At 59.9% G+C, this 23,369-nt stretch carries 18 protein-coding genes; 1 reads left to right on the forward strand and 17 read right to left on the reverse strand.

Annotation, left to right across the window (positions count from 1 at the left end):
- Window positions 1–9 precede the first annotated feature (9 nt).
- Window positions 10–3,033: an ExeM/NucH family extracellular endonuclease gene (locus KY494_RS10825; protein ID WP_219890930.1), complete on the reverse strand. Its 3,024-nt coding sequence runs from the start codon at window positions 3,031–3,033 to the stop codon at window positions 10–12.
- A gap of 426 nt (window positions 3,034–3,459) precedes the next feature.
- On the opposite strand from KY494_RS10825, the gene KY494_RS10830 reads away from it, so the two are divergent.
- Window positions 3,460–4,209, forward strand: coding sequence for a PEP-CTERM sorting domain-containing protein (locus tag KY494_RS10830; RefSeq protein ID WP_219890931.1), 750 nt, complete (start codon window positions 3,460–3,462; stop codon window positions 4,207–4,209).
- 6 nt (window positions 4,210–4,215) lie between these two features.
- Here KY494_RS10830 and KY494_RS10835 read toward each other — a convergent pair whose 3' ends face one another.
- The 16 genes from KY494_RS10835 to KY494_RS10910 all read right to left on the reverse strand — a co-directional run bounded on the left by KY494_RS10835 (window position 4,216) and on the right by KY494_RS10910 (window position 23,092).
- The gene (locus tag KY494_RS10835) at window positions 4,216–5,220 is read right to left on the reverse strand and encodes a TIGR03790 family protein (RefSeq protein WP_306823181.1); all 1,005 of its coding nucleotides are present in this window, start codon (window positions 5,218–5,220) and stop codon (window positions 4,216–4,218) included.
- A gap of 184 nt (window positions 5,221–5,404) precedes the next feature.
- Complete coding sequence (locus KY494_RS10840) at window positions 5,405–6,823, reverse strand: mannose-1-phosphate guanylyltransferase/mannose-6-phosphate isomerase (protein WP_219890932.1); 1,419 nt, start codon at window positions 6,821–6,823, stop codon at window positions 5,405–5,407.
- Window positions 6,824–6,839: 16 nt separating this feature from the next.
- Window positions 6,840–7,985: a sugar phosphate nucleotidyltransferase gene (locus KY494_RS10845; RefSeq protein WP_219890933.1), complete on the reverse strand. Its 1,146-nt coding sequence runs from the start codon at window positions 7,983–7,985 to the stop codon at window positions 6,840–6,842.
- Window positions 7,986–8,135: 150 nt separating this feature from the next.
- A complete protein-coding gene (locus tag KY494_RS10850; RefSeq protein ID WP_219133379.1) occupies window positions 8,136–8,861 on the reverse strand; it encodes a WecB/TagA/CpsF family glycosyltransferase in 726 nt (241 codons plus the stop codon).
- Window positions 8,862–8,879: 18 nt separating this feature from the next.
- Window positions 8,880–10,379, reverse strand: coding sequence for a lipopolysaccharide biosynthesis protein (locus tag KY494_RS10855; RefSeq protein ID WP_219890934.1), 1,500 nt, complete (start codon window positions 10,377–10,379; stop codon window positions 8,880–8,882).
- Between the two features lie 13 nt (window positions 10,380–10,392).
- Window positions 10,393–11,595: a glycosyltransferase gene (locus tag KY494_RS10860; RefSeq protein WP_219890935.1), complete on the reverse strand. Its 1,203-nt coding sequence runs from the start codon at window positions 11,593–11,595 to the stop codon at window positions 10,393–10,395.
- 45 nt (window positions 11,596–11,640) lie between these two features.
- Window positions 11,641–12,708 (reverse strand): acyltransferase, encoded by a 1,068-nt coding sequence (locus KY494_RS10865; protein WP_219890936.1) that lies wholly within the window; start codon window positions 12,706–12,708, stop codon window positions 11,641–11,643.
- Between the two features lie 191 nt (window positions 12,709–12,899).
- Complete coding sequence (locus KY494_RS10870; RefSeq protein WP_219890937.1) at window positions 12,900–14,027, reverse strand: glycosyltransferase family 4 protein; 1,128 nt, start codon at window positions 14,025–14,027, stop codon at window positions 12,900–12,902.
- Entirely contained in the window at window positions 14,017–15,303 is a 1,287-nt protein-coding gene (locus tag KY494_RS10875) for a polysaccharide polymerase (RefSeq protein ID WP_219890938.1), read from the reverse strand. The genes KY494_RS10870 and KY494_RS10875 overlap by 11 nt, the downstream gene beginning before the upstream one ends.
- Window positions 15,304–15,360: 57 nt before the next feature.
- A complete protein-coding gene (epsI, locus tag KY494_RS10880) occupies window positions 15,361–16,074 on the reverse strand; it encodes an exosortase-associated protein EpsI, B-type (RefSeq protein ID WP_219890939.1) in 714 nt (237 codons plus the stop codon).
- On the reverse strand, window positions 16,067–16,960 hold the full coding sequence (gene xrtB, locus KY494_RS10885; RefSeq protein WP_219890940.1) for an exosortase B: 894 nt from the start codon (window positions 16,958–16,960) through the stop codon (window positions 16,067–16,069). Before xrtB ends, epsI begins: the two co-directional genes overlap by 8 nt.
- Before the next feature lie 464 nt (window positions 16,961–17,424).
- Window positions 17,425–18,525 carry a glycoside hydrolase family 5 protein gene (locus KY494_RS10890; RefSeq protein WP_219890941.1) on the reverse strand — a complete coding sequence of 367 codons (1,101 nt, stop codon included), beginning with the start codon at window positions 18,523–18,525 and terminating at the stop codon, window positions 17,425–17,427.
- 397 nt (window positions 18,526–18,922) lie between these two features.
- Entirely contained in the window at window positions 18,923–19,810 is an 888-nt protein-coding gene (gene epsG, locus KY494_RS10895; protein WP_219890942.1) for a chain length determinant protein tyrosine kinase EpsG, read from the reverse strand.
- 16 nt (window positions 19,811–19,826) lie between these two features.
- On the reverse strand, window positions 19,827–21,236 hold the full coding sequence (gene epsF / locus KY494_RS10900) for a chain length determinant protein EpsF (protein ID WP_219890943.1): 1,410 nt from the start codon (window positions 21,234–21,236) through the stop codon (window positions 19,827–19,829).
- Between the two features lie 67 nt (window positions 21,237–21,303).
- Entirely contained in the window at window positions 21,304–22,068 is a 765-nt protein-coding gene (epsE, locus tag KY494_RS10905; protein ID WP_257571997.1) for a polysaccharide export protein EpsE, read from the reverse strand.
- Window positions 22,069–22,156: 88 nt separating this feature from the next.
- Entirely contained in the window at window positions 22,157–23,092 is a 936-nt protein-coding gene (locus tag KY494_RS10910; RefSeq protein WP_219890944.1) for an EpsD family peptidyl-prolyl cis-trans isomerase, read from the reverse strand.
- Between the last annotated feature and the right edge of the window lie 277 nt (window positions 23,093–23,369).

Genomic DNA, 23,369 nt, shown 5'->3' on the forward strand with positions numbered 1-23,369 from the left:
ATGGTGTCCTCAGAAGTTGCCGGCGTAGATGCTGGCGGAATAATGGATCGTCACTTTCGACGGATTGCTGAAGCTGACGGCAACCGAAGCCGTCGCGCCCGGCGCCAGGCTGGCCCCGTTCACCGTGACGTAGGGGGCGCCCGCATGGCTGCCCGTGGCGTTGCTCAGGCTGATGCCCGCCGGCAAGCCGCCGAACACCACCTGGAACGGGCCGCTCAAGGCGCTGCGGCCCGTGTTGGTGAACGAGAACGTGCCCGTGTACTTTTGCGTCGCGCGGTTGAACGTCAGGCCCGAGCTGGCTTGCGCCACGGCGGCCGTGATGTCGCGGTAGGCGGGCTGCAAGTCCAGGCTGACGACGACGGGGTCGTGGTCCGAGGCGCGGTACGGCAAGGCGTTGTACAAGTCTTGCGGCTTGGCCGCATCGATGCTGTAGTCGATCACTTCCGGCTCGTCGGCATTGACATGCCACTCGGCCACGCCGACCACTTGCGGGCTCAGTGCGGCGCTGGCCAGCGCATGGTCGAGGTAGCCGCTCTGGCCGCCAAACACATACGAATACGGCATGCCGGACGGACGCACGAAACGCTCGAGTTCATTCACGAAGCCGGCGCCCGTGATGACCTGGATCGGGTCTTCCGCGCCATACGAGTTCAAGTCACCAATGACGAGCACGTCCGCGTCGCCGGCAGCGGCTGCCACTTGCGGCACGAAACTGCCCACCAGCCGCTGCGCCTGCTGCACGCGCGTGGCGTTCCAGCAACTCTGGCTATCGTTCTGGTCCGCGTCCAGCCCGCCGGACGGGCAACTGCCCTTCGACTTCAGGTGATTGACGATCAGCGAGAATTTCTCGCCATTGCCGGCGCGGAAGGTTTGCGCCATCGGCGGACGGTTGTTGATGGCGTTGGCATCCGACAAGGCGCCGCCCACCAGGCCCAGCTTGGCCGGCTTGTAGATCATCGCCACGCGGATGGCGTCCGTGCCGGTCGCGGCCGGCTTCGGCACCACGGCGTAGGTGACGCCGCCGATGGCAGCGTTGAGCTGCTCGACCAGGTAGGTGACGGCCGTTTCGCCATTGTTCTGGATTTCCATCAAGCCCACCACGTCCGCGTCGATGGCTTTCAGTTCGGCGACAATCTTGTCGCGCTGGCGCACGAATTCCGCTAGGTTGTCGGCACCGCGGCAATTGCTCTTGCTGGTCGACGTGCCCAGGGTACAGCCCTGCCCCGTCTGGCCAAACACGTTGCTGCCATTCGTAAAGGTCGTGAAGAAATTGAGCACATTCGCGCTGGCCACCTTGACGTTGCCTGCCGCCAATTCCGGCGCGCCGCCGCGCGGGTTATCACGCGAAAACTGCGGCGCTTGCGTCGGCTGCAGTTTGTACGCGGCGCCACCACCGCCGATGGTGCCAAAATCGACCACCCCCGTCAGGTCGGCGACCGTATCGCCGCTGCGCACGGTGCCATCCTGGCCGATATACGGTATCGTCGGCGGTGCAACGAAGATGCCATCATCAAGCACGATCAGGTTGTTCGCATTGGCCGCGATCAAGGCTTGCGCTTCGGCGGAGCCGGCAGGGTAACGGTTGGTCGGCACTTCGCGCCGTCCGGCCGACAGGGTCAATTCGCCGCGCGCGCCCAGGTAGGCGTTCTGCGACACGGTCAACGGTTGCGTGAAGCGCACCAGCATGCCTTCCACGGCCGCCAGGTTGTCGTTGGGCAAGGTCACATTCGTCGGCACGACGGCGTGGCCCGCGCTTTGCGTGAGGATGGCCGTCACGTCTTTCAATTCCGTGTAGGAATTTTTTGCGCCCGTGGGCGTGTATTCAAACACCGTGCCCGTCACGCGCACCAGTTCGCCTGGCTGCACCGTGGTGCCGGTATTGCCCGAGTAGACAAAGATGCCGTCCGACGTCGATGGGTCGCCGTCGCCGGCCGCATCCTGGATGAAGAAGCCGGTGCCCACTTTCAGTGTCACCACGCCTTCGCTTGTCTGCACGGAATTGGCGTACGGGCTGGCCGCGCCGCTGCCCTGAATTTGCGGAATCGTGTGGCTGATGGCCGCCAGGCCCTGCACGGCCACGTCCACCTTGCACGAGGCTGTCTGCTGCTGGTCGTTGCTGAAACTGACGATGACGGGATAATTGCCCACCGGCACGCCAGCAGCCACCAGCAGGCTCACGCTGGCGCTTTCGCCAGGCACGCCGGCAGCGCTGAAACTGGCCAGGCTGATGCCAGCCACGGCGGGCGAACTCAAGATCGCGGCATTCACGACGCCATCGACATCGGAAGCGCGCAGCACGGCGTTGCCGCCATTGCCCACGGCCAAGGCCAGGCTGGCGGGGCAGCTGGTGATGATCTGGTGCACCACGGGGCCGCCGCAGGCATGGCGCGGCGAGGCCGTGTTGCGCGGCGTCACGCTGCCGCTGGCGAAGTCCAAGCCATTGTCGTCCGTATCGCTGCAGCCGCCGTTCGCGCGCGCAATCGACAGGGTGTTCGATGGTGCGGGCGCCACATTGCCCTCGAAACCGTTGGCCGTGCCGAAGCCGACCAGGTCGATGACGGCTGCGCCCGTCGGGTTGACCACCGTTTGCGCCGTCTTGCTATTGCTCAACAACACCTTGCCCGCCGTGCCCGACATGGCCAGGCTGCCCGCGGCATCGGGCGTGGGCAAGTCCTGCGTGCCGCCCGCGCCCTTGGCTTGTTGCACCAGCAAATACTGGCCCGCTTGCAAATCGATAGCCGGCAAGGCCGTCACTGCCCAGCTGCTGCCGGTGGCGGAAGCATATTGCACGCTCCAGTTGCTCAGGTTCACGGGACTGGCGCCACGGTTGAACAGTTCGATGAAATCGTTGCGGTATAGCGCCCCCGTATTGCCGCCACCACCATACACCTGGCTGATGACGATATCGGAAGCGGCCAGTGCCGGCATGCCCAGCGACGACAGCAAGCCCGCCATGAGGGTCAGGCGCCACGGCGCGGCGCGCAGGGACCGCCCGGCTGATGCAGGGTGAGCCGGAGTGTAAGTATTTTTCATGAAAATTCCTGGTGGAAATTTAAAGTTCCGGTCTGCCAATACAAGCAGGCGGCGCTGAATTTCAGGCAATAACATTAGCCAACTAAATAGTCTTTTTACTATCAGATGATAGTAATATTCAAGCGTGACCGCTTGATGACAAAAGTTGACTGGAATGCATGCACTTTGCACGTACAGGAATGCCAAGCTGGACTATCACACAATATTTTGTTGCATAAAAGTATGCATAAATGTATGAATTGATAATAAAAATAAACTATGGGAAATTGCGTAGAGTGCAAGTATGCTACCATTTGTTTGCGCTAGATAAACATCTGGCGGCAAACAGACTCTCAGTTGCCGCCAGCAGCCACGGCAACGGGCAAACAGCAGGGATAGGAAAGATTGATCATGAGAAAAAATAGTTACCCTTCATACTCAACACTGTTGCTTGCAGGATCTCTGCTGCTGCCTCTGCTGCCGGCCCAGGCGAATACCTACGCTGGTTACTATGTCAATCCGCAAGCCGTGCCGCCTGGCAAAAAACCGAATTGCTCGCAGTCCATGCAAGATGGAAACACGAAAGAAGCGCAGGGCCAGGGCGCATCCGGCGTCAGCATGGAAGGCGTGAGCAGCCCGTGCAGCCTGTCCAATGGCGATATCAATTACGATGAATTCAAGAATGATGGCGTCGGTCCCGGCGCGGTCAGCAGCATCGGTGACGATGCCGCCTATCACCGCAGCCTGCCCAGCGACGATGCCAAGACCGGCGTAAAACGCTTGCCATCGGATGCGCTGGAGTTCAGCAGCGTGAGCAGCCGTCCGCTCGCTTCCATACCTGGCGCCTTGACCAGCACGGGCACGGACAGTTTCAATGCGGCATCAACGTTGCAGCCATTCGCGCCGGCTGGCCTGGTCGGCTGGCCTGCGGCGAGTGCTGGCGGCACCGAACGCCTGGCAGCTGCCAGCTTCGTCAGCCCCGACGCCACTGGCGGCGCTTCCGGCGACCCTGGCGTGTTTGGCACCAATCCGACCGTCGCGAGCGTAACGCCGCCCGTCGTGACACCTCCGGTAGTGACGCCACCGGTGGTGACGCCGGTCGATCCGAATATCCCGGCCATCCCGGAAGCGTCCACCTGGGCCATGCTGCTGGCCGGACTGGCCCTCGTCAGCCTGGCGCTGCGCCGCCGCAGCTAATACCTGTCAGCGTCGGTATGGCGTACTCAACGGTTCGCCGATGAAGATGCCCTGCGCCGGCCAGGCCACGCTCTTCCAGTAAGCCTCGATCGCCGTATCGCCGGACAGATAGCGCTGCAGCAGCACCGTCGGTTGCGGAAACTTCTGCCAGTAATTACACGGTTCGCTAACGCTGCCATAACTGGCCGTGGCACCCGCCTCGAGCCAGCGCAAGCTGCTCATCTGCCCCGTTCCCAACAAGTCGCCGCCATACGACGTCAAATGATCGGCCAGCGCGCCCGCTGCAAACTTGAGCGTGTCAAGCTTGGCCACGCGCGCCATGCCCGTCTGGTAGACCATGATGTCCGTTGCGCCGTCGAGCTCGTCGGCGCGCAGGCGCTTGATGTTCAGTTTTTTTGTCGGCAAACGTCCTGCCGGCGGGAAAAACGGCGCACGGCTGTTGCGCGCCGTTTCACCGGTCGTCAAATAATACGCATTCGCTTCCTGCAGGCGAAAACCGGCGCTGACGCCACGCTCGATCAGCTCGCGCGCCTGCGCCACCGATTCGGTGGGCAACAGCATGCTCAGGCGCATCTTGTATTGCGCATACGGCAGGCCGTGCGCGGCATTGAAATAGGGACTGGGCTGGCCCGCGCCGCAGCTGCGTGCACACAGTCCCGCATCGATGCCCAAGGTGTAGGCGGAAGTGATGGAATTGCATTCGACGGCGTACGGCGCCGTCCAGACCATCAGCACGGCCTGGATTTCAGGGCTGAGCTGGCTGTCGATCTGCTTTTTCAGAGTAGCGAACTCGACGGCGCTGAGCTTGTGCGGACGATTGGCGATGCGCACGTGAACGATATTGGCAGCCGGTATATTGCGCGCCTGCCGATAATAGTCGGCGATGGCCACGCTATTGGGCTCATCGTCGTTGACCACCAGCGCCAGCTGCCCGGCCGATAGCGCCGGCGACATGGCGGGGGCGACAAACTGGGCGCGGGCGTCGGCCTGCACCAGGACGCTGGCGAGCAAGGGTAAGAGCAGGTATTTCAAAGCGGAGAGACTGGCCTGTACTGGTCGAAGGGGCAAGAAACGCTTGCGGCATGTTACTAATCTACCTTGAAAGACTTTGCTTTACCAAGCGATATTGCCGGAAAATGCCGCTCGATGAAGACCTCCGAACGCCAGAACCGTCGTCCTGGCGCTGCATGCGTGCCTAGACGCGTTTGTAGACATCTTCGTAGCGCACGATATCGTCTTCGCCCAGGTAGCTGCCGGACTGCACTTCGATCAGGTGCAGCGGCAGGCGGCCGGGATTTTCCAGGCGATGCGTCATGCCGATAGGAATGTAGGTCGACTGGTTTTCACTCAGCAACTTGACTTCATCGCCGCACGTCACCTGCGCCGTGCCGCTGACGACGATCCAGTGTTCAGCGCGGTGATGATGCATCTGCAGGGACAGCTTGCCGCCAGGATTGACCGTAATGCGCTTGACCTGGAAACGGTCGCCCAGGTCGATGCCTTCGTAGCAACCCCATGGGCGATACACCTTGGTGTGCTGCAAATGCTCGGTACGGCCCGTGCTTTGCAAGTGGGAAACCACTTGCTTGACGCGCTGTACCTGGTCCTTGTGCACCACCAGCACGGCGTCCGCCGTTTCCACCACGACCACGTCCTGCACGCCGATCAGCGCCACGATGCGGCTTTCGGCGCGCACCAGCGAATTGCTCACGTCGTCCAGGTACACATCGCCGCGCACGGCATTGCCGGCTGCATCGCGCGGCAAGACCTCGCGCAGCGCGGACCAGGAGCCCACGTCGCTCCAGCCGATATCGGCCGGCACGACCACGGCGCGGCTCGTGTGTTCCATCACGGCATAATCGATGGAGTCGGCGGGACAGGCGGCGAACTCCTTCTCGCTCAGGCGACAGAAATCGAGGTCGCGGTAAGCCAGGCGCACTGCCGCTTCGGTGGCGCTGGCCATGGCGGGCTGGAATTGCGTCAATTCCTGCAAATAGCTGGCGGCGCTGAAGAGAAACATGCCGCTGTTCCAGAAGTAGTCGCCGCTGGCAACAAAGCCGGCCGCGGTCGGCGCATCGGGTTTTTCCACGAAACGGTCGATCTGGTAGCACGCTTCGCTGCCCGCGATGGCTGCGCCGCGACGGATGTAGCCATAACCTGTTTCCGGCGCCGTCGGCACGATGCCGAAGGTGGCCAGCGCGCCTTGCGAGGCGGCCTGGAGCGCATTGTCGATGGCCGCATGAAAGGCCGCCCGGTCTTCAATGACGTGATCGGCAGGCAACACCAGCATGATGGCTTGCGGGTCGAGCGCTTGCAAATACCAGGCGGCGGCGGCGACGGCCGGCGCCGTGTTGCGGCCCGCCGATTCGAGCATGATGGCCAACGGTTCGATGGCGATATCGCGCATCTGCTCGGCCACCAGGAAACGGTGCTCGTCGCCACAAATCAGCAGCGGTGCCATCATCTCCGGCCAGCCAGCCAGGCGCAGCGCCGTTTCCTGCAGCATGGTTTTGTCGGATACCAGCGGCAACAGCTGCTTGGGCAGCGCTGCGCGCGACAGGGGCCAGAGGCGGCTGCCGGCGCCGCCGGACAGGATGACGGGATAAATCTTCATGGTGGACGTCCTCTATTTATTTCAATAATGCAAGTTCAACGGGGCTGCGGCGCTTGCTGCGCCGGTCGCGCGCGTTCGACCATTGATCGGTCAGGCATTCGGACACGTGTTTCATGTCTCCGTTGCGGTCGACACTGTATTCCTTGAAGACGATAACTTCTTCCAGAGCAATGTTCTGCAGCACGCGCGTATATTCAAAAAGCACGCTGCGCACCACGCGCGCACCGGAACAGATATGGCTGCCATGACCGATCCAGGTGGGGCCGATGATGGTGGCGCCCGCCTCGATCTTGCAGCCCGAGCCGATATACACGGGCCCTTCGATGTGCGTGCCTTCCCACTCTATACTCGTATTCAAGCCCACCCATATGCCCTCTTCCAACTGTACACCAGGCACGTCCATGTGGGCCACTTCCCCCATCATGACGCTTTGCGATACTTCCCAGTAATCCTTGATGTTGCCGATATCGATCCAGTTGAACGTGCGCGACTGGGCGTAGAAAGGCAAGCCTTTTTCTGCCAGCAGGGGAAACAAGTCCGAGCCGATGTCGAAGACCGTGTCCTTGGGTATCAAGTCCAGCACGGCAGGCTCGAAAATATAGATGCCGGTGCTGACATGGTTCGACAGGGCCGTTTCCTGGCTGGGCTTTTCCTGGAACGCCTGGATGCGGCCATCCTTGTCGCTGACCACCACGCCATAGCTCGACACCTTGTCCCACGGCACTTCGCGCGTGATCACGCTGGCCAGCGCCCCCTTGCGGCGATGCTCGAACAGGGCCGACTGGATGTCGAGGTTGATCACCGCATCACCGCACAGGACGATGGTGGTATCGTCAAAAAAGCCGCCGAATTCCTGGATCTTCTTCATGCCGCCGGCCGAGCCTATCGGCTGTGGCACCACCACGCCGGCATCGGTCATATAGCCTTCGAACGAGTAGCCGATCTGCACGCCATACTGATGGCCGTCGCCGAAATACTCTTCGATCTTTTCATGCAGGTAACTGACATTGACCATGATGTCGCGCACGCCATACTTGGCCAGGTGCTCGATCAGATAGGCCATCACGGGCTTGCCCAGGATGGGGATCATGGGCTTGGGTAAGTCATAGGTCAGCGGGCGCACGCGCGTCCCCTTTCCTGCGGCCAAAATCATTGCTTTCATTTCACGCTCCAATGTCAGTGGGGACGCCGAACTCTGCCTGCGCCTACCCGAAGCGATAGAATATCACCAATTTGGCAACACTATTACCTTTTTCATACTATTTTTTGCGCATTGCAACATGCCAGACTGCCATCTTTTGTAGCGACCGCGTCAGCGGTACCTGGCGCATTCGCGCAGGAATACCAGGATGTCCCAGGTATAGCGTCGCAGCAGCCGGCGCGGCTCTTGCAGCAAACGGTAAAACCACTCCATGTGGATGCGCTGCACAAAAGCGGGCGCGCGGCGCTTGCCGCCGGACCAGAAGTCGAACAGCGCGCCCACGCCCACCAGTACGTTGGCGTCCAGGGCATCCTGATGAGCGAGTATCCAGCGCTCCTGGATAGGGTTACCCATCGCCACGAGCACGACCTGGGCGCGCGTCGCATTGATTTGCCGCACCAGATCGGGCGCACTGCCGATGCCGGCATGGCCATCGCAACTGCCGACGACGTCCTGCCCCAGCACGGTGCGCACATGCGTCACCGCTTTGGCCAGGATGTCGGGTTGCGCGCCCAGCATGAACACGCGCAGCGGCTGGGCGCTTTGCCCGAACAAATACGGCGTGAAATCGGTGCCATTCAGATTCGCGGCGAAACGGCGCCCCTGCATCAGCCTGGCGGCGATATCCATGCCGACACCATCGTTGACGATGAGGTAGCGGCGCGAGGAGTCAGCTTCCAGTACGAAGCGGTTCTTCACGATAAAGTTGGTATTGGCAAAAAACAGCGCCGTCTTTTCCCCGCGCGCGATGATGCCCAGCAAGTGCTGCGCCAGCCACTCGCGCGTCGTGCTCAGCACGGGAAAGCGGCTGATGTTGATGGTTTCTGGTGCTTCCATGGTGCTTGTGCGCCTCCTTCAATCCGCGGCCGCGCCGCGGTGCTTCAAATTGCGTAATTGCCTGAGCAGTGACAATGGATCAAAGCCCCCTGCCGTGCCGCGCAGCGCGCGCCCCAGCAGCAGCATCGGCAGCAGGTAGGCGATGGCGCCGGCAAACAGGGCCAGCACCAGCAGCACGATGGCGCTGCCCTGCCACCAGCGGACCATCGCGTACAAGGTCAGCAACAGTGCCGCAGCGCCCGCCAGGATAGGCTGCAGCGCCACCAGGAAGGACGTCCAGGGCAAGTCCATGGCCTTGCATGCCAGGTGCTGCGACCACGGCAACATCAGCAGGTAGGCGGCGGCAAACGACAAGCTCATCGCCAGCAAGCCATACTGGCTGAAGCAGGCGGCCAGGATCACGGCGAGGCTCAGCTGCAAGATACCGAGCAGCGGCGGCCAGCGGCTGTGTCCCAGGGCAAACAGTACATAGTTGTTCAGTTCCGCTACCGAAGAGAGGCAATACAGCAGTGCCAGCGCGGCGATGGTACTACTGGCAGGCAACCATTTCTGGCCAAATACCGTTGCCACCAGCGGCTCGGCCAGGGCGGCCTGGAACAGCAGCATGGGCAGCATCAGGAACAGCATCATCGCCAGCAATTGCAGGTAAGCCTGGCGCAGCTGCTCGGGCTTGCCGCTGGCGGCGGCGAACACGGGCAGCGAGACGCGCAGCAGCGACGCCGTGATGACCAGGTACACGGCCGACGTCAGGCGCTTGGCCAAGTTGTACAGCCCGGTCGCATACGGTCCCAAAAAGAGACTCACCAGCAAGGAATCGCCATTGCTGTTGGCAAAAGACAAGATGCCGGAGACGCTGACCTGGCGCACATCATGCCAGTAGCGGCTGGGCCGCGCGCGCCACGCCAGGCTGGGCAGCCAGCCGCTTTGCAGCACCACCAGCAGCAGCGCCAGTCCGGCCGCCATCACTTGCTGCACCACCAGCGACATGGCGCCCCAGCCACGGTAGGCCAGTGCAATGCCCAGCACGCCACCGAGCATGACGGACACGGTGGAGCGGATGGCCAGCTGCTTGAATTTCATCTGCCGTACCAGCCGCGCTTCGTAGGAACGCACCATGCCAAAGAACAGGATCGAGAGGCTCATGCCTTGCAGCACGGGCGCCAGCGATGGTGCGCTGAACAGCGCCGAGACGGGGCCGGCGCTCAGGAACATGCAGGCGCACAACAACAGGCCGGCGGCCGTGCAGCGCCAGAACAGCGCCGAATAGACGCCGTCATCGGGTTCTTGCGCGCGTATCACGGGCATGGCCAGTGCATCGAGCACGACCAGGCGCGAGAACAGGATGAACAAATGGGCAATCGTCAACAAGCCGAATTCGGCAGGGTTGAGCAGCCGCGCCAGGATGGCGAAGATGATGAAGGACAAGCCCTGCTGGGCCAGATTGTCGAGCACGGCCCAGAAGGAGCCGGACGCCATGCCAGGCGCCTTGACGTTGCCTTCGGCTTTGCTCTCGCTCATGCCGCTGCCCCGCTCACGAGCGTGCCTTGTAGCTGGCCACGGTCGCGCTGACGAAATCGCTGATGCGCGCGGCTATCGTGCCAATATCGAAGCGGTGCGAATGCTGCAGCGCATTTTGCGCCAGGCGCATGCGCGCTGGCTCGTCCGGTTCCAGCACGTCGCGTAGCAAGGTGATCAGTTCGTCGTGCTGGCCCGAGGCAAAGGTGTAGCCATTCTCGTTTTCGCGGATGCTCTCGGCGATGCCGCCGGAACGCGCGCAAATGACGGGCACGCCGTAGGCCAGCGCTTCGACGACGATGCGGCCAAACGGCTCCTTCCACTTCGACGGCACCACCAGCACGTCGAACAGCGGATAGACGTCATCGGGCTTGACCCAGCCCATGAACTCGACGTCGGCATCGCCGAATTTTTCACGCAGGCTGGCCACATACGCTTCGTCCTCGCCCGTACCGCCGATCAGGAAGCGCACATTGCTGTTCGGCCCCATCAGGCGCGCCGCATCGGCCAGCACGTCGACACCCTTGTGCGGCGCCAGCACGCCCATGTAGCCAACGACCAGCTTGCCGTCGCGCGCCTTGGGCACCCGCCCCGCGATGGGGAACACGGGACCGGGAATGACGGCCGAAGTGGCGTGCTTGAAGTAGCCCAGTTCCAGATGTTGATCGACAACAAAACGCGTTTCGCCAAAGACCCCGTCCACCAGGTGCGACATCGGTTTCTTTCCAACTGACAACACCTTGCAACTGCCGCACTGGCCCGTGCAATTGGCGCCGTTCTTGAACAGGCCGCCACGCCAGCAAGCCAGAAAGTAACTCTGGATGACGTGTACCACGGGCACCTTGTGCATGCGCGCCAGCAACCAGGTTGCCACATTGATGTTTTCAATGCTGACCGTCATGACGACGTCGGGCCGGAAAGCATTGACGTGCGGGCGCAAGCGCCAGTAGGCGCGCGGATTGAAATTTTCCAGCACATGCCACAACATCTTCAAGGCTGCCGGGCGTTTGGTAAAAAAGTAGTCCCAGTACACATTCGGCGAGCGCATGATATGCACTTCCACGCCCTTGTACTGTTCCACGCCGGCGGCGTCGCCGACAGTGACGACGCGCACCTCGTGTCCCTGGGCCAGCAAGCCGCTGGCGATCATGAACGAGCCTTCCGGCCCGCCCCCTTTGCCGCGGGGAGGAAAGGCGGCACACACAAGCAAAATTTTCAAGTCGGCGCTCGATCAGTAAAAAGAGAGAAAAAAGTGGACATGGCGTCAGCTGACGGTCGCCCTGTTCTTGACGCCCAGGCGCGCGAACATGCCCTCGATCCGTCCGGCGTACTTCTTGCCGAGGTTTTTCACGGCCAGCGCGCAATAGCGTTCCACCGTATAGAAGTACAGGGTCGCCAGCGCAATGTTCAGCCCGAAAGTCAGCGCGACGACGACGGGATGGGCAATATCGTCCGGATACAGCTTCTTGACCCAGTACAGCACCGGCATGTGCAGCAGGTACAGTGAAAAACTCAGGCTTCCCATCAGCCGCAGCAAGGGATTGCCGAACAGCAGGCGCGCGCTGAGGGAGTCGAAGGAAAAGGCGAAAATAAAGAAGGCCACCAGCACCGCCATCACCAGCGTGCTGAGGTTTTCATGGGTCATGCGCTCGCTGAGCTGGATGAAGCCGCATTCGACGCCCAGGAAAAGCAGCAACAAGCTCACATGGATGATATTGATCAACTGCGGCTGGTGAAATTCAATGTGCATCTTCCGGCGCACCACGCCGGCCAGCACGCCAAAGGCAAAGTAGTGCAGATTGGCGCCCACAAACGTGCCCGGCAGGCTGCGGCGCAGCATGATCAGCAGCACGCAGGCGAAGACGATAAAGACCAGTGGCAAGGCATTCTTGGTCGACACATAGTGGGCCGTTGCGCTCCACAGCAGCAGGAACAGGACATAGAACTGCACTTGCGGGCCTATCGTCCAGAAGACAGACTCGTTACCGATGAACAACAGATGACGCAGCAAATTGTGCGTGCCGATCTGATACTCGAACTGCGGGTCGAAGCAAGTGAAGATGACGAAGGACGCAAGGATCGTGAACAGGTAGGCGGGCGCGATGCGCGTAAAGCGCGCCAGGCTGTAGGCAGTAACGTCCTCGGCACAGAATTTCTTGTCGAGATACAGGTAGGACAAGAGAAAGCCGCTGAGCGAGAAAAAAATCATCACGCCCAGGTTATGGAAATGGTGCGACAGGCGTAAAAATCCTTCGCTACCCATGTGGGCGTAAATCACCATCAGGGCGGCAAAACCGGCCAGGCCGGAGATTGAATCGATTTTCTTGTTCACTGAGATAGCTCACCGGTTATGAAGGAAAAACATAGCCGTCTCGGCTGCTCCTGCGATCGGTGCATCAATACACCGCCGCGCAGCACTATTATAATTAGATTAATTTTTATTGTGCGTACATTATGACATGCCGCTTGAAATAATTACCTTTTACACCACGGTTCCAGCAAGGAAACATCTTTGACGCCAGCTTATTTTCGCTTGCGCAGAAGTTCTTCATAGATTGCCACGTAGCGCCCGCCGATATGATTCCAGCTGTACTGCTCGGAAAAATGCTGTAATTGCAGGCGCCGCGCCGCGTACGCATCCTGGTCTTGCGCATGCGCGGCGGCAATTGCCGCCACCGTCTGCACCACGTCGCCAGTGTGCAAGATACCGAGCTGCGCCTTTTCCAGCAGCTTGCGAAATGGCGGAATATCGCTGAGCACAGGCGTCAAGCCCGCGCTCATCGCTTCGATGGCGGCAATGCCAAAGCCTTCATGACGCGACAGGCAGATATAGTAGCTCGACTGCGACATCAGCTCGGCCAGTTGCGCATCGCTGGGATTGGCGACGATGCTGACGCGTTCGGCAATCCCCTTCTCGCGCGCCAGCGCTTCCAGGTCGGCGCGGCTGAGGTCATACTCGCGCCCGGCAATCACCAGGCGCCATTCAGGATGGCGCGCGGCCAGTCCGGCAAACAGGTCCAGCGTTTCCTTCAACCCCTTGTTCGACGACCAGCGCCCGAAATACATGATGCACGGCAACTTCGTGGCAGAACCCTTGGCCTGGTACTTTTCCACATTGACGCCGTTTTCAATCACCGTCAGGCGCGGCGCCTTGATGATCTTGCCGAACAGATTGCCATCGTTGTCGCTGGTGCCGACCACGCGCGCATACGCGTGCGAGGTGGCGCGCGTGACGGTATGGAAGAAGATCGTCTTCAGGCGCGAGGCAAAGCTGGTATGGAAGAAGCCGCCATGGGTGGAGGCAACCAGCGGACGCCGGTGCAGCCACTTGGTGGCGGCCAGGTAATCATAGGCAAAATCGACGCCATGCACGTGCACCACGTCATAATCGCCCAGCAGTCGCACCACGCCGGGCGAGAACGGATAGCGCGTCGAGCCCGAATAGGGAATGCGGATCACGCGCACGCCATTGACCACCTCTTCCGCCGGCAGGATGTCGGCCGGGTTCACGAATACGCGGTTCAGCGTGATGATGGTGGGAATGTGACCGTGGCAACGGGCTTGGTAATGGGCAATATTTTGTACGACATCTTCCATGCCACCGATCGATGGATAGTACTGGCGAACAACATGTGCAACTTTAATCGGCATAATGGGCTTTCCCGGCAACAAATTGGCCGGAGCGCAGCGGAGAGGTCAGCCATTTCTTGTCGCGCACGGCGCAACAGCCGAGCAAGAACCAGAGGACACCGGCCGACTTCAGCGCGAACAGGGAGGTACCGCTGATGCACAGGATCAGCGACATATAGATAACGATATAGGTACGGAAGCGCTCGCCGTGTTCGTCGCGCATCTTGATCATCCACAGGCCGATCCACAGCACCACGCAGCCAAACAGGCCAAAGCGCGTCAGGATGATGGAATAGCCCATGTCGCCGAAGTTGATGTTGTAGCCGGCCAGTCCGAAAATTTCAGCCGTGCCGAAACGCACCATGGTAATGCCGCTCAAATACAAGCGGCCAGGAATGTTGTCACTGTAGCGCCCATCGTAGTACAGGCCGAACAGGATCAGGATGACGGCACACACGAAAGGCAGGATCATCACCAGGCGATTGCCGCGTCCTGAAAAAAGCAGGCGCATCAGCACCATGAAACCCATGGTCACCAGGCCATAGCGCGAATCGGCCAGGGTGATCATGATGGCGGCGGCGCCGAGGAAAAAGGCCATCGAGCGCCATTGCTCGCGGCCCTTGGACAAGCCCCATGCCGCCACGATCACGGCAAAGTTGCCAAGCGAGACAGGTTCGAGAAATACGGACGAGACGCGATGGTTGCCCAGCAGGAAAGGCAGGATGGTGCGGCCGATGCCGGCCGGGCGGATGCCGTTCAGCGCCAGGGTGCTGCCTTCAGCCCAGTTGGTACTGGTCGCGATATTGCCTTGCGCCAAGTAATACGAATACACATTGAACAGCTTGGAATACACATCGACCAGCAGCAACTCGAAAAAGCCCACCGCCAGCACGATATAGATAATGATCTTCAACAGACGGTCGGCGAATTTCTCGTCACCGAAATTGCGCCCAAGAAAATAGAAGAGCACCAGGATGATAATGTCGCGGAAACCCTTGGGATCGAGCGAACTGCGCAGCAAGGCCAGCAGCAGCAAATACGAGGCGATCAGGGTCAGGATGGCCACGAAAGACAGTTCGATGCGGCGCAACAGGAGCACGGCACAAGTGACGTAGATGCACAGCTCGGAAAACGCCACCAGCGCCGTCGATGCCTTGAAGAAATGCGTGTGCACAAAGCACAGCACCGCCTGGTAAACCGTGGCGGCGATCAGTATGGCCAGCAACAAATGGCGCTTGTTGCTCTCCTCGCCAGCGTCGGGCAAGCTGGCGTGGGGGGTGCGGGCGTAGAGAGTCATGCTTGTTTCATCATCGGTTAATAAGACAGATTGGTCAGGCTGCACGCCGTGTTATTGCTAGTCATCGAACTTGCCGGCCAGTTTTTCCGTCGGCGCCTTGCCGATATGGGCAAACAGGGCATTGACGAACTGATCCTGCAACGCATATGCCGCCGTCTTGTCGGCCTGGATGCTCGAGACGCGGAACAGCAAGCCATCGGGCACCTTGCCGCCCAAGCCATAGAACAGTTGGAGCAGCTTGCGCCCCACGCCAGGCAAGGTGGCGCGGTCGCCAACGGTCACCCAGTAGGTAATCGGCTCATTGCGGCTGCCACTGACTGCCACCAGGCGGCGCACGGGAATGTTGCGCTCGGCCACCTTCAGCGTGCCCACGTCATTGCTGGTGATGGCAAAGCCTTGCGCCGTATAGCAAATTTCGGGGCGGTGTGCCTGCGTCGCTTCGCCGCGCTGGTCATCGCCATAGGCGACCGACAGCAAGATGCGTTCGCCAGCGGCGTTCACATAGGTGCGCGCCAGCGTTTGCGTGTAAATCTTCGCCAGCGCAGCCTCGGCTTCCGGGTTGACCACGGCGGCGGCCGCATCGCGCTCTTCATGCCACTCGCCGAACTCGGCCGGCACCAGCGTCGTCAGGTCCAGCATCGGCTTGCCTTCGGACATCTTGACCGTGGGCGTCACTATCTTCGTCAGCACCGAGGTCGAGACCATCAGCACGCCCAGCAGCAGGCCCGCGAACAGCGTCTTGCGCTGCATACTTTGCAGTGTATCAAGCATGTTTTTTCTCCCGCCGCTGCACATACGACTGCAACAGCCAATCAACGCCCAGGATCAGCAACAGGGCGGATATGAACAGCACCATGCCGGCAAAACCATGCAGGAAGCCCTGCCCTGCCGCGTCGCCGAAATAATACGTAATCAGGGTCAAGGTCATCACGCGGATCACATTGGCCGTAAAGGAAATCGGCACGATCAGTACGGCCAGCACGCCGTTGCGCAGGGCAGACGTATGGCGCACCAGATTGAGGTAGAACAAACCCAGGGCTTCAAGCGTAAACAGCGTGTGCAAACCGGCGCAGGCATCTGCTACCATCAACTGATATTGGCCCATCTGCAAAATCACGCCGCTGCGGGCGATCGGATAACCGAGGAAAAACAGCACATGTTCAGTGACATACGACACAGCCGTCTTCATCGGCATCGTCAACATTGCCACCAGGATGCCGGGCAAGGGAATCATGAACAGCATGAAAAACAGGGGAAACCACATGATGCGCAAGGCCAGGGTACCGCGCTTGATCAGCAGCACCGCAGCCAGCAGGACGATGTAGGAGCCGATTTCAAAGATGGAAAACTGTTGCGAGCGGCCCAGCACATACATGACCAGGCCCACCACGGCGACGACCCAGCCTGCCCTGGACGAAGGCTGGCCCTCGGTTCTTGCCATCATTTCCGGCCACTTGCGGTACAGCAGCCAGGTCGACAGCACGAGGATGATCGGGCCATGCGCCTGCTCCTCGCTCATCCACAAGCCAGTGATCAAGTCATAAAAGGACGGGACGTACAGGGCCAGCAAACCGACCACGACCGGTCCCCATTCGGGAATGGCGGCCTTCCACCACGGTATCACGGCGCCGCGCGAGCTTAAGGAAGAGGTTTGCATTACTACCCCATGAATGACTGTCGTATCAAAAGCGCCTGCCTTACCGAATGGTACAGCACAGCATCGTTGGCATCGGTTAAACCTCGGCCTATCGTATTTGCAAGATAGCTCCCCCAGAAACCTTTAAAGGATAAGAAACTATTTTAACAAAACATTAAGATTATAACGGAGCCGCGACGCTGGTCAAGCTGAAATACTGCATTTGGGCAGGCTATTTTTTCGTCCACGCGCAAATATTGGCAAAAGAGACAAATCCCTGTGCAATCAATCACTTGCCATATGGAAAAATGATTCTCTTGATCAACTTTAACCTGCCGCAGCTGCCACGACGGAAACGGACTTACACGAACGGCAACACGCGTACTTCAGCGGCAAGCTGCGCGATAAAACGGCGCGCATGACCGCTCCAACTGGCGCGACCATGCGTGCGCAACAAGCGTCGTGGCACAACGCTACGCCACCGTCTATTTTTGCCACTCGGCCTGCAGCAGGGTCAGGGAATTACGCGTCACGCCCACGACCGGCTGCACACTGAAGATATAATTCTTGCCCCACCACGCGCCCGCTGACCAGTACGTCCAACCGGCCCATGGCGCGTTACGCATCGACGTCAGCGCCGCCTGCAAGGTGGGTCGGCACTCTGGCGTGTCGGCAACGCCAAATTCGCCCATGAACACACTTTGCTTGTTGGCCACGGCCCAGACCCTGACCTTTTCGAGGATATCAGTCAGCTTGGCCGGAGAGATGCAATCGGCCTTGGTTCCCGAGTAATTCGAGTCGACATACTGGTGCACCTCGATCAAGGTGCGCGCCAACGGGTCTTTCACGCTAGCAAAAGTCGTGGCGTTGGACACGCCATCGCGCGGCGTGGCCCAGTCATGCGCGCCGCTATAGGTACCGCCAGCAATGACGACCAGGTGTTTCGCGTCATTTTCACGCAATTTTGCCAGCGTGGCCTTGGACGTTTCGCCCCATTGCCTCAGGCTCGTCAGCACCGGCTCGTTCATGAGTCCAAGCGCGACCGTATCAGTATCAGGGAAGGCTGCACTCATGCGTACCCAGAAATCGGCGAAGTCCTCGGTCGTGGCGCCAGGCCTGCCCAATGGAATATTGTTGTAGGCACCATAGTTATGCGCATCAAGCAGCACGCACATGCCGTGCGACTTCGCCGTCTCCACCACCTTGGCAATAAACCTCAGCTGTGTCGGGTCGAGCGGACCGCCGGCGACAGGCTGCAAGCGTTCCCAGCGGAACGGCAGGCGCAGCATGTTCGCGCCCAGATTGGCAAAGTAGCTGATATCGTTCGTGCTTGGATACATGAAATCCTTGAATACGGTACCGGGAATCTTGCCACCATTGAATTCCGCCCCGGCCAGGTTGACGCCGCGCAAGGGCGCCTTGTCCAGGCAAGTGGCGCCGGCAGGCACGGCAACGGCCATCGCCGCAGTCAGCAACACGCCCAGCGCGCCGCGGCGCACACGTCCTGCGCCCGCTATGGCGCCGCCGGCATCTGGCCCCCTGCGATCGCTGCTCAATTGCCGGATTGTTTCGAACAGAAATTTCATGTTGCCATCCCTCCATTGTGGAAATACATCGTTTGCCCACTATACATTTCCCATCCTTGCTGGCGCAATACAAACCCGGCCTGGCTTGATGTTGAACATGGTCTGGCCTTGTCAATACGTGCATCGTGTCTCCACCGGCAGGTATTCCCGCTATCGGATCGCAAGCTGCCATATTTGCCGGGCGCCGGTCCGCTCAGACAGCGATAGTTTAATCATGGGTGGTCATTGATTCGACGCCTGGACAAGCCGCTCTATTTCATCACGAAAAGAATTCGTGTGGCGCTTGTTCACAGCATGAAAATGGCCGCACATGGCGGCCAGGCAAATTCGGGGAGAGGAAGCATGCATAGCATGCCTGGTTAGGCACGATATGCGCAGGGGCAGCGATAATGCGGGGTTAAAACTCTTGCATAACGGTACCAACAATTTCAACACCGTTACGCTCCAGCTGCTCGGCGAAGGCTGCCAGATCGGCAAGTCCGGTGGCATTCTTGCGCGCCACCAGCAAGGCGCCACCCGCGCGCGCGGCAACGGCCAGCGCGTCCGAGCCGCTGGAGAATGGCGCGACGTCGTACAGCACCACGTCATAGCGCGAGGCGATTTGCTCGTTGAGTGTCGCAAATGAAGTGCGGCTAAGCAATTCCTGCGGATTCGGCGGCAAGGTACCCGCGCTCATGACCGACAGGGCAACAAACGAATCGATCTTGGCGATCGCGTCCAGGTCGCCGCGGCCAGCCAGCAGGTCCGACAGGCCCTGGCGCCCTTTCAGGCCGAAGAATTCCTGCTGTTGCGGCGCGCGCAAGTTCGCATCGACCAGCAAGGTTTGCTCGCCGAGCTGAGAAAAGACCACGGCCAGGTTGGCGGCAAAGATGGCGGCGCCATCGTCCGCATTGATACTCACCACCACCAGCGCCTTGTGGCCGCGCGCGAACCAGCGCAGCATCAACTGGCTGCGGATGGCGCGCAAGGTTTCGACTTGCTGGCCAAATGGCTCGTACGCGGCAATCAGCTTGTCCGAAAAATTACCGCTGCCGCGCGGCAGGTAGGGATAATTGAACTGGCGCGCGAGTACCTGCTCGATATCGGCTTCGGTGATCAGGCCCAGGCGCTGCGCCGCTTCACCAAAACGGATGCCCAGTTCCTTCTGCATGCGCAGCACGCGTTCGGCATTTTCGGGCGTGATCTTGCCCGACTCCAGCAGCAAGGCGCCGATGCTGGAATCGCCAACGTGCGCCGTGTGGGCGCCAGGTGCTGGTACATGGCCAGGAAGTGCAGGATGATTCATTGTGTTTCCTATCGAATTAATTCAAACGCAAGCGGCTCGACAACACCGACTTCAGGGACTTGAAGCGGCGGCGCTTCGGCGCTTGCCAGGCGATCACGCCCAGCACCGGAATTTGCAGCGCATCGAACAGATCGCGTTCGGAGCGCACGCGGCGGTCCAGCATTTCCAGCAGAATACTCAAGCCCAGGCCCAGCAAGCCGCCAAAGAAGAAGGCAAGCACGGTGTTGAGGATGACTTTCGGCCCCGCCGGCACGACCGGCGGCACGGCAGGATTGAGGATGGAGATATCGGACTGTTCGGCCTGGCCTTCGATGCTGGTCTGCGAAAAACGCTGCGACGTGGCGTCGTAGGCGCGCTGGGCGCTTTCGACATCCTTCATCAGCACGCCCATTTCATCGCGCGTGCGGTTCAGTTCCAGCACCTTGCTTTTTTGCGCCGCAAGCGCGCCACGGATGGCACCTTCGCGCTGCTGCAAAATCTGCGCATTGTTGCTCACGCTGCCTGCAGTGAGACGGATAGCCGCCGCCAGGTCGCTGCGCAATTTATCGAGTTCCGCCTTGGCGCTGATGTATTGCGGGTGGTTCTGCGACAGGCGCTGTGAAATCTCGGCAAACTTCGATTCGGCCGTGCCCAGGGCAATCTTCAAATTCTGGATCATCGGATTTTGCGCCACATCGGGCGATTCCAGCGACGATGTGCCTTGCGCCATGCGCTGGCGCGAGGTCGCTTCCATCGACTGCGACTGCGCCATCACCAGTTGCTGCGACAAATCGTTCAGGCGGTTCGATTCCACGTCGACGCGGTTATCCAGGCTGACGATGCCATTTTCCTGCTGGTACTTGGACAAACGGCTTTGCGTTGCTTCCAGCACATCGCGCATCTGGCGCGTCTGGTCATTGAAATAGGCCGAGGCTTTTTTCAAAGGCTCGACTTTCAGCTGGATGCTGACGCGCTGGTACTCTTCCGCAAAGGCATTCGCGATGGCGGCCACGAAATTCGGGTCCGAACCGCTGAAACTGATTTCTACAACGCTACTTTCACGCGAAGGTACGACCTCAAGTTTTTTCAGCAACAGATCGGCCAGCCAGTCACGCACCGCGCCCTCGCCGCCCGTGGCAGCGTTGAACTGGGCGATGACGGCGGGATTTTGCGCCAGCTTCAGAGAATCGACGACATGCAGGGCAACGTTCTTGCTGCTGATGATATCGATTTGCGTGGCCATGTAGCCGGCCATCAGTTGACCCGGCATTGCCAGGCCCGTGACGGTATCGACGCCCTTGTAGTTGAGCAACACGGATGCCGTGCCCTTGTACGTCTTGGGCAGGAGCAGGCTGATCGCCAGCGTTGTCGCCACCACGGTCACCAGGGTGATCCAGATGACGCGCTGGCGAGCGCGCAATATCAGTAAAAACTGGGAGAAATTCATAGAAGCCGTCTCATATCATCGCAAAACAATCGGTACAAAATAGGCAGCAAAGCGCTGCCACCATCACTTAAAACCAGCTTTCCTTCACATACACCACGTCGTCGCTGAGCAGCAGGTCATCGTGATTGGCATCGATGATCTGCAACTTGCCGTCCGCCCCGCGGCGCTTGATGCGGATGTTGCGCTCGGTACCGCGCTGGGTCAGGCCACCACCGGCCGACAACGCCTGCAGCACCGTCATCGAGCGCTCCAGGCGCATGGGGCCTGGACGTTGCACTTCACCATAAATATAGATGCGTGGAGCGCGTTCTACAAATACAACATCGTTGGCGGCCAGGTCAAAATCGCGGTTCAGGTCGGAAGTACGCACCATTTCCACGACATCGACGACATCGGTCGTGGTCTTGCCATCGCGTTTGCGGATCAGGCTGACCGTATCGCCGCCCTCGGGGCCGATGCCACCGGCCAGCGCCAGCAAGTCAAGCAGGCTGCGGCGGCCATCGACCGGATAACGGCCCGGTCGGTTCACCTGGCCCAGCACCGACACTTGCTGACTTTGCAACAAGGTAACGATGATATTGACTTGCGGCTTTTTCACAAAGCCGCCCGTTTCGAGCTTGTTGGCAATCTTCTTTTCCGCCTCGGCGACGGGCATTTTCATGACGTTGACCTGGCCGATCAGGGGGAACGTGATGTCGCCCGCTTCGCTGACGCGCGTTTCCACGCCCAGATCCGGGTTGCCGTAGACGGAAATCTTCAGCACGTCGCCCGCGCCGAGCACGACTTCTCCGGCATTGGCACTGCCCAGCGTGAAGGCCAGCAGTGAAGTCATTATCAAAAGTATCAGTCGTTTCATCATCAGCTCGATCTCGTCGGTCATTACAGTTAGTTAAGCAAAATATCAATGGTGCCAGGCATGCTTATTTCAGGCCAGCAACGCCTCGTGCGGTAGCCGCAGCGCTGGCGCTTGCCGCGGCTGCAGAAGCGGCACCCGATGCCGCAGTGGCGGCAGAAGCAGCAGGCCGGTTCAGATACTCGATCTTGGCCGCTGCGCGCAGGCGCTCCATTTCTTGCTTGGCGGCATCCTTTGTCCTGGTATTGACCAGGTACTGCTCGATCTGCGGCGCGGCGGCGGCCAGCTTGACTGGCACCTCCTTGATGTCGACGATCGTCATCAGCATCGCGCGTTCACCTTCATTGATGATGAACAGCTGGCCTTTCGGCATGGATTGCAACTTGGTAACCAGTTCCGGCGCCAGATCCGTCGTCGTGCGCGACACCTGGCCACGCGCAAAATCGATCTTGTTGCTCTCCATCCAGGCCGCCACCTCATCGAGCGACTTGCTCTTGTCGATCACTTGCTTGAGCGCATCGCTCATATCCTTGCTGGCGATCAGCAACTGGCGCATGTCGAACTGCTTGCGATTACTGAACAATTCAGGGTGCTTGTTGAAGTAATCTTCCACTTCGGCCTTGCTCGGAGGCGCAATGCCGCTCAATTTCTTTTGCATGTAGGCCTGGCTGATGATCAGCGCCTTGGCCCGCTCGATGGCTTGCATGACCTTCGGATCGCGGTCGATCTTTTCTTTCAACGCAACATTCTCGACCACTTGGCGGTCGATCAGCGCTTCGAGCAATTGTTTGCTGGCCGCTTCCTGCTGCGCCGCCGGCACGCCGGCGCGCTGCAATTCCTCGTTCAGCTGCAGCGCCGTGATTTCTTCGCCATTCACGCTGGCGAGCGCCTGGCCCACCTTCTTCTGCTTATCGCCACCACAGGCGGCCAGGCCGGCCACTGTCAACAGGATAACGCCAGCGGTCAGAATGCGGTGTTGTACATCAATTCGTTTCATTTTCATCGGACTCGCCATCTCAGAGGGTTCAACATGTTTTCAACCGCCGCCACGCTTTTCGGGCAGGCGGATCAAAACGATGCATGCATACATAGTTTCAGCACGCTATCTTACAGGCTCTGCAATCACTTTAGCATGCAACAGGTACAAATTATGCAACAGAATTATAGAAATCACAAATGATGCAACTAATTTTCTTTGGTCAACATAAATGCCAGACGGCGGGCAACTTGGGAGTTGTCGCCACGCCACAATGCTTGGCTGTGCGGCAATCTTCTTGATA

Source organism: Janthinobacterium sp. PAMC25594, from assembly GCF_019443505.1.
Taxonomy (GTDB): domain Bacteria; phylum Pseudomonadota; class Gammaproteobacteria; order Burkholderiales; family Burkholderiaceae_D; genus Janthinobacterium.

What these genes read in the sequence shown, in the direction of transcription:
- epsG (WP_219890942.1), bottom strand. Translation starts at nt 19,810, where the DNA reads ATGAATCATCCTGCACTTCCTGGCCATGTACCAGCACCTGGCGCCCAC.
- KY494_RS10875 (WP_219890938.1), bottom strand. Translation starts at nt 15,303, where the DNA reads ATGACTCTCTACGCCCGCACCCCCCACGCCAGCTTGCCCGACGCTGGC.
- KY494_RS10890 (WP_219890941.1), bottom strand. Translation starts at nt 18,525, where the DNA reads ATGAAATTTCTGTTCGAAACAATCCGGCAATTGAGCAGCGATCGCAGG.
- KY494_RS10910 (WP_219890944.1), bottom strand. Translation starts at nt 23,092, where the DNA reads ATGAAAATGAAACGAATTGATGTACAACACCGCATTCTGACCGCTGGC.
- KY494_RS10870 (WP_219890937.1), bottom strand. Translation starts at nt 14,027, where the DNA reads ATGCCGATTAAAGTTGCACATGTTGTTCGCCAGTACTATCCATCGATC.
- KY494_RS10850 (WP_219133379.1), bottom strand. Translation starts at nt 8,861, where the DNA reads ATGGAAGCACCAGAAACCATCAACATCAGCCGCTTTCCCGTGCTGAGC.
- KY494_RS10845 (WP_219890933.1), bottom strand. Translation starts at nt 7,985, where the DNA reads ATGAAAGCAATGATTTTGGCCGCAGGAAAGGGGACGCGCGTGCGCCCG.
- epsI (WP_219890939.1), bottom strand. Translation starts at nt 16,074, where the DNA reads ATGCTTGATACACTGCAAAGTATGCAGCGCAAGACGCTGTTCGCGGGC.
- xrtB (WP_219890940.1), bottom strand. Translation starts at nt 16,960, where the DNA reads ATGCAAACCTCTTCCTTAAGCTCGCGCGGCGCCGTGATACCGTGGTGG.
- KY494_RS10855 (WP_219890934.1), bottom strand. Translation starts at nt 10,379, where the DNA reads ATGAGCGAGAGCAAAGCCGAAGGCAACGTCAAGGCGCCTGGCATGGCG.
- epsE (WP_257571997.1), bottom strand. Translation starts at nt 22,068, where the DNA reads ATGACTTCACTGCTGGCCTTCACGCTGGGCAGTGCCAATGCCGGAGAA.
- epsF (WP_219890943.1), bottom strand. Translation starts at nt 21,236, where the DNA reads ATGAATTTCTCCCAGTTTTTACTGATATTGCGCGCTCGCCAGCGCGTC.
- KY494_RS10840 (WP_219890932.1), bottom strand. Translation starts at nt 6,823, where the DNA reads ATGAAGATTTATCCCGTCATCCTGTCCGGCGGCGCCGGCAGCCGCCTC.
- KY494_RS10825 (WP_219890930.1), bottom strand. Translation starts at nt 3,033, where the DNA reads ATGAAAAATACTTACACTCCGGCTCACCCTGCATCAGCCGGGCGGTCC.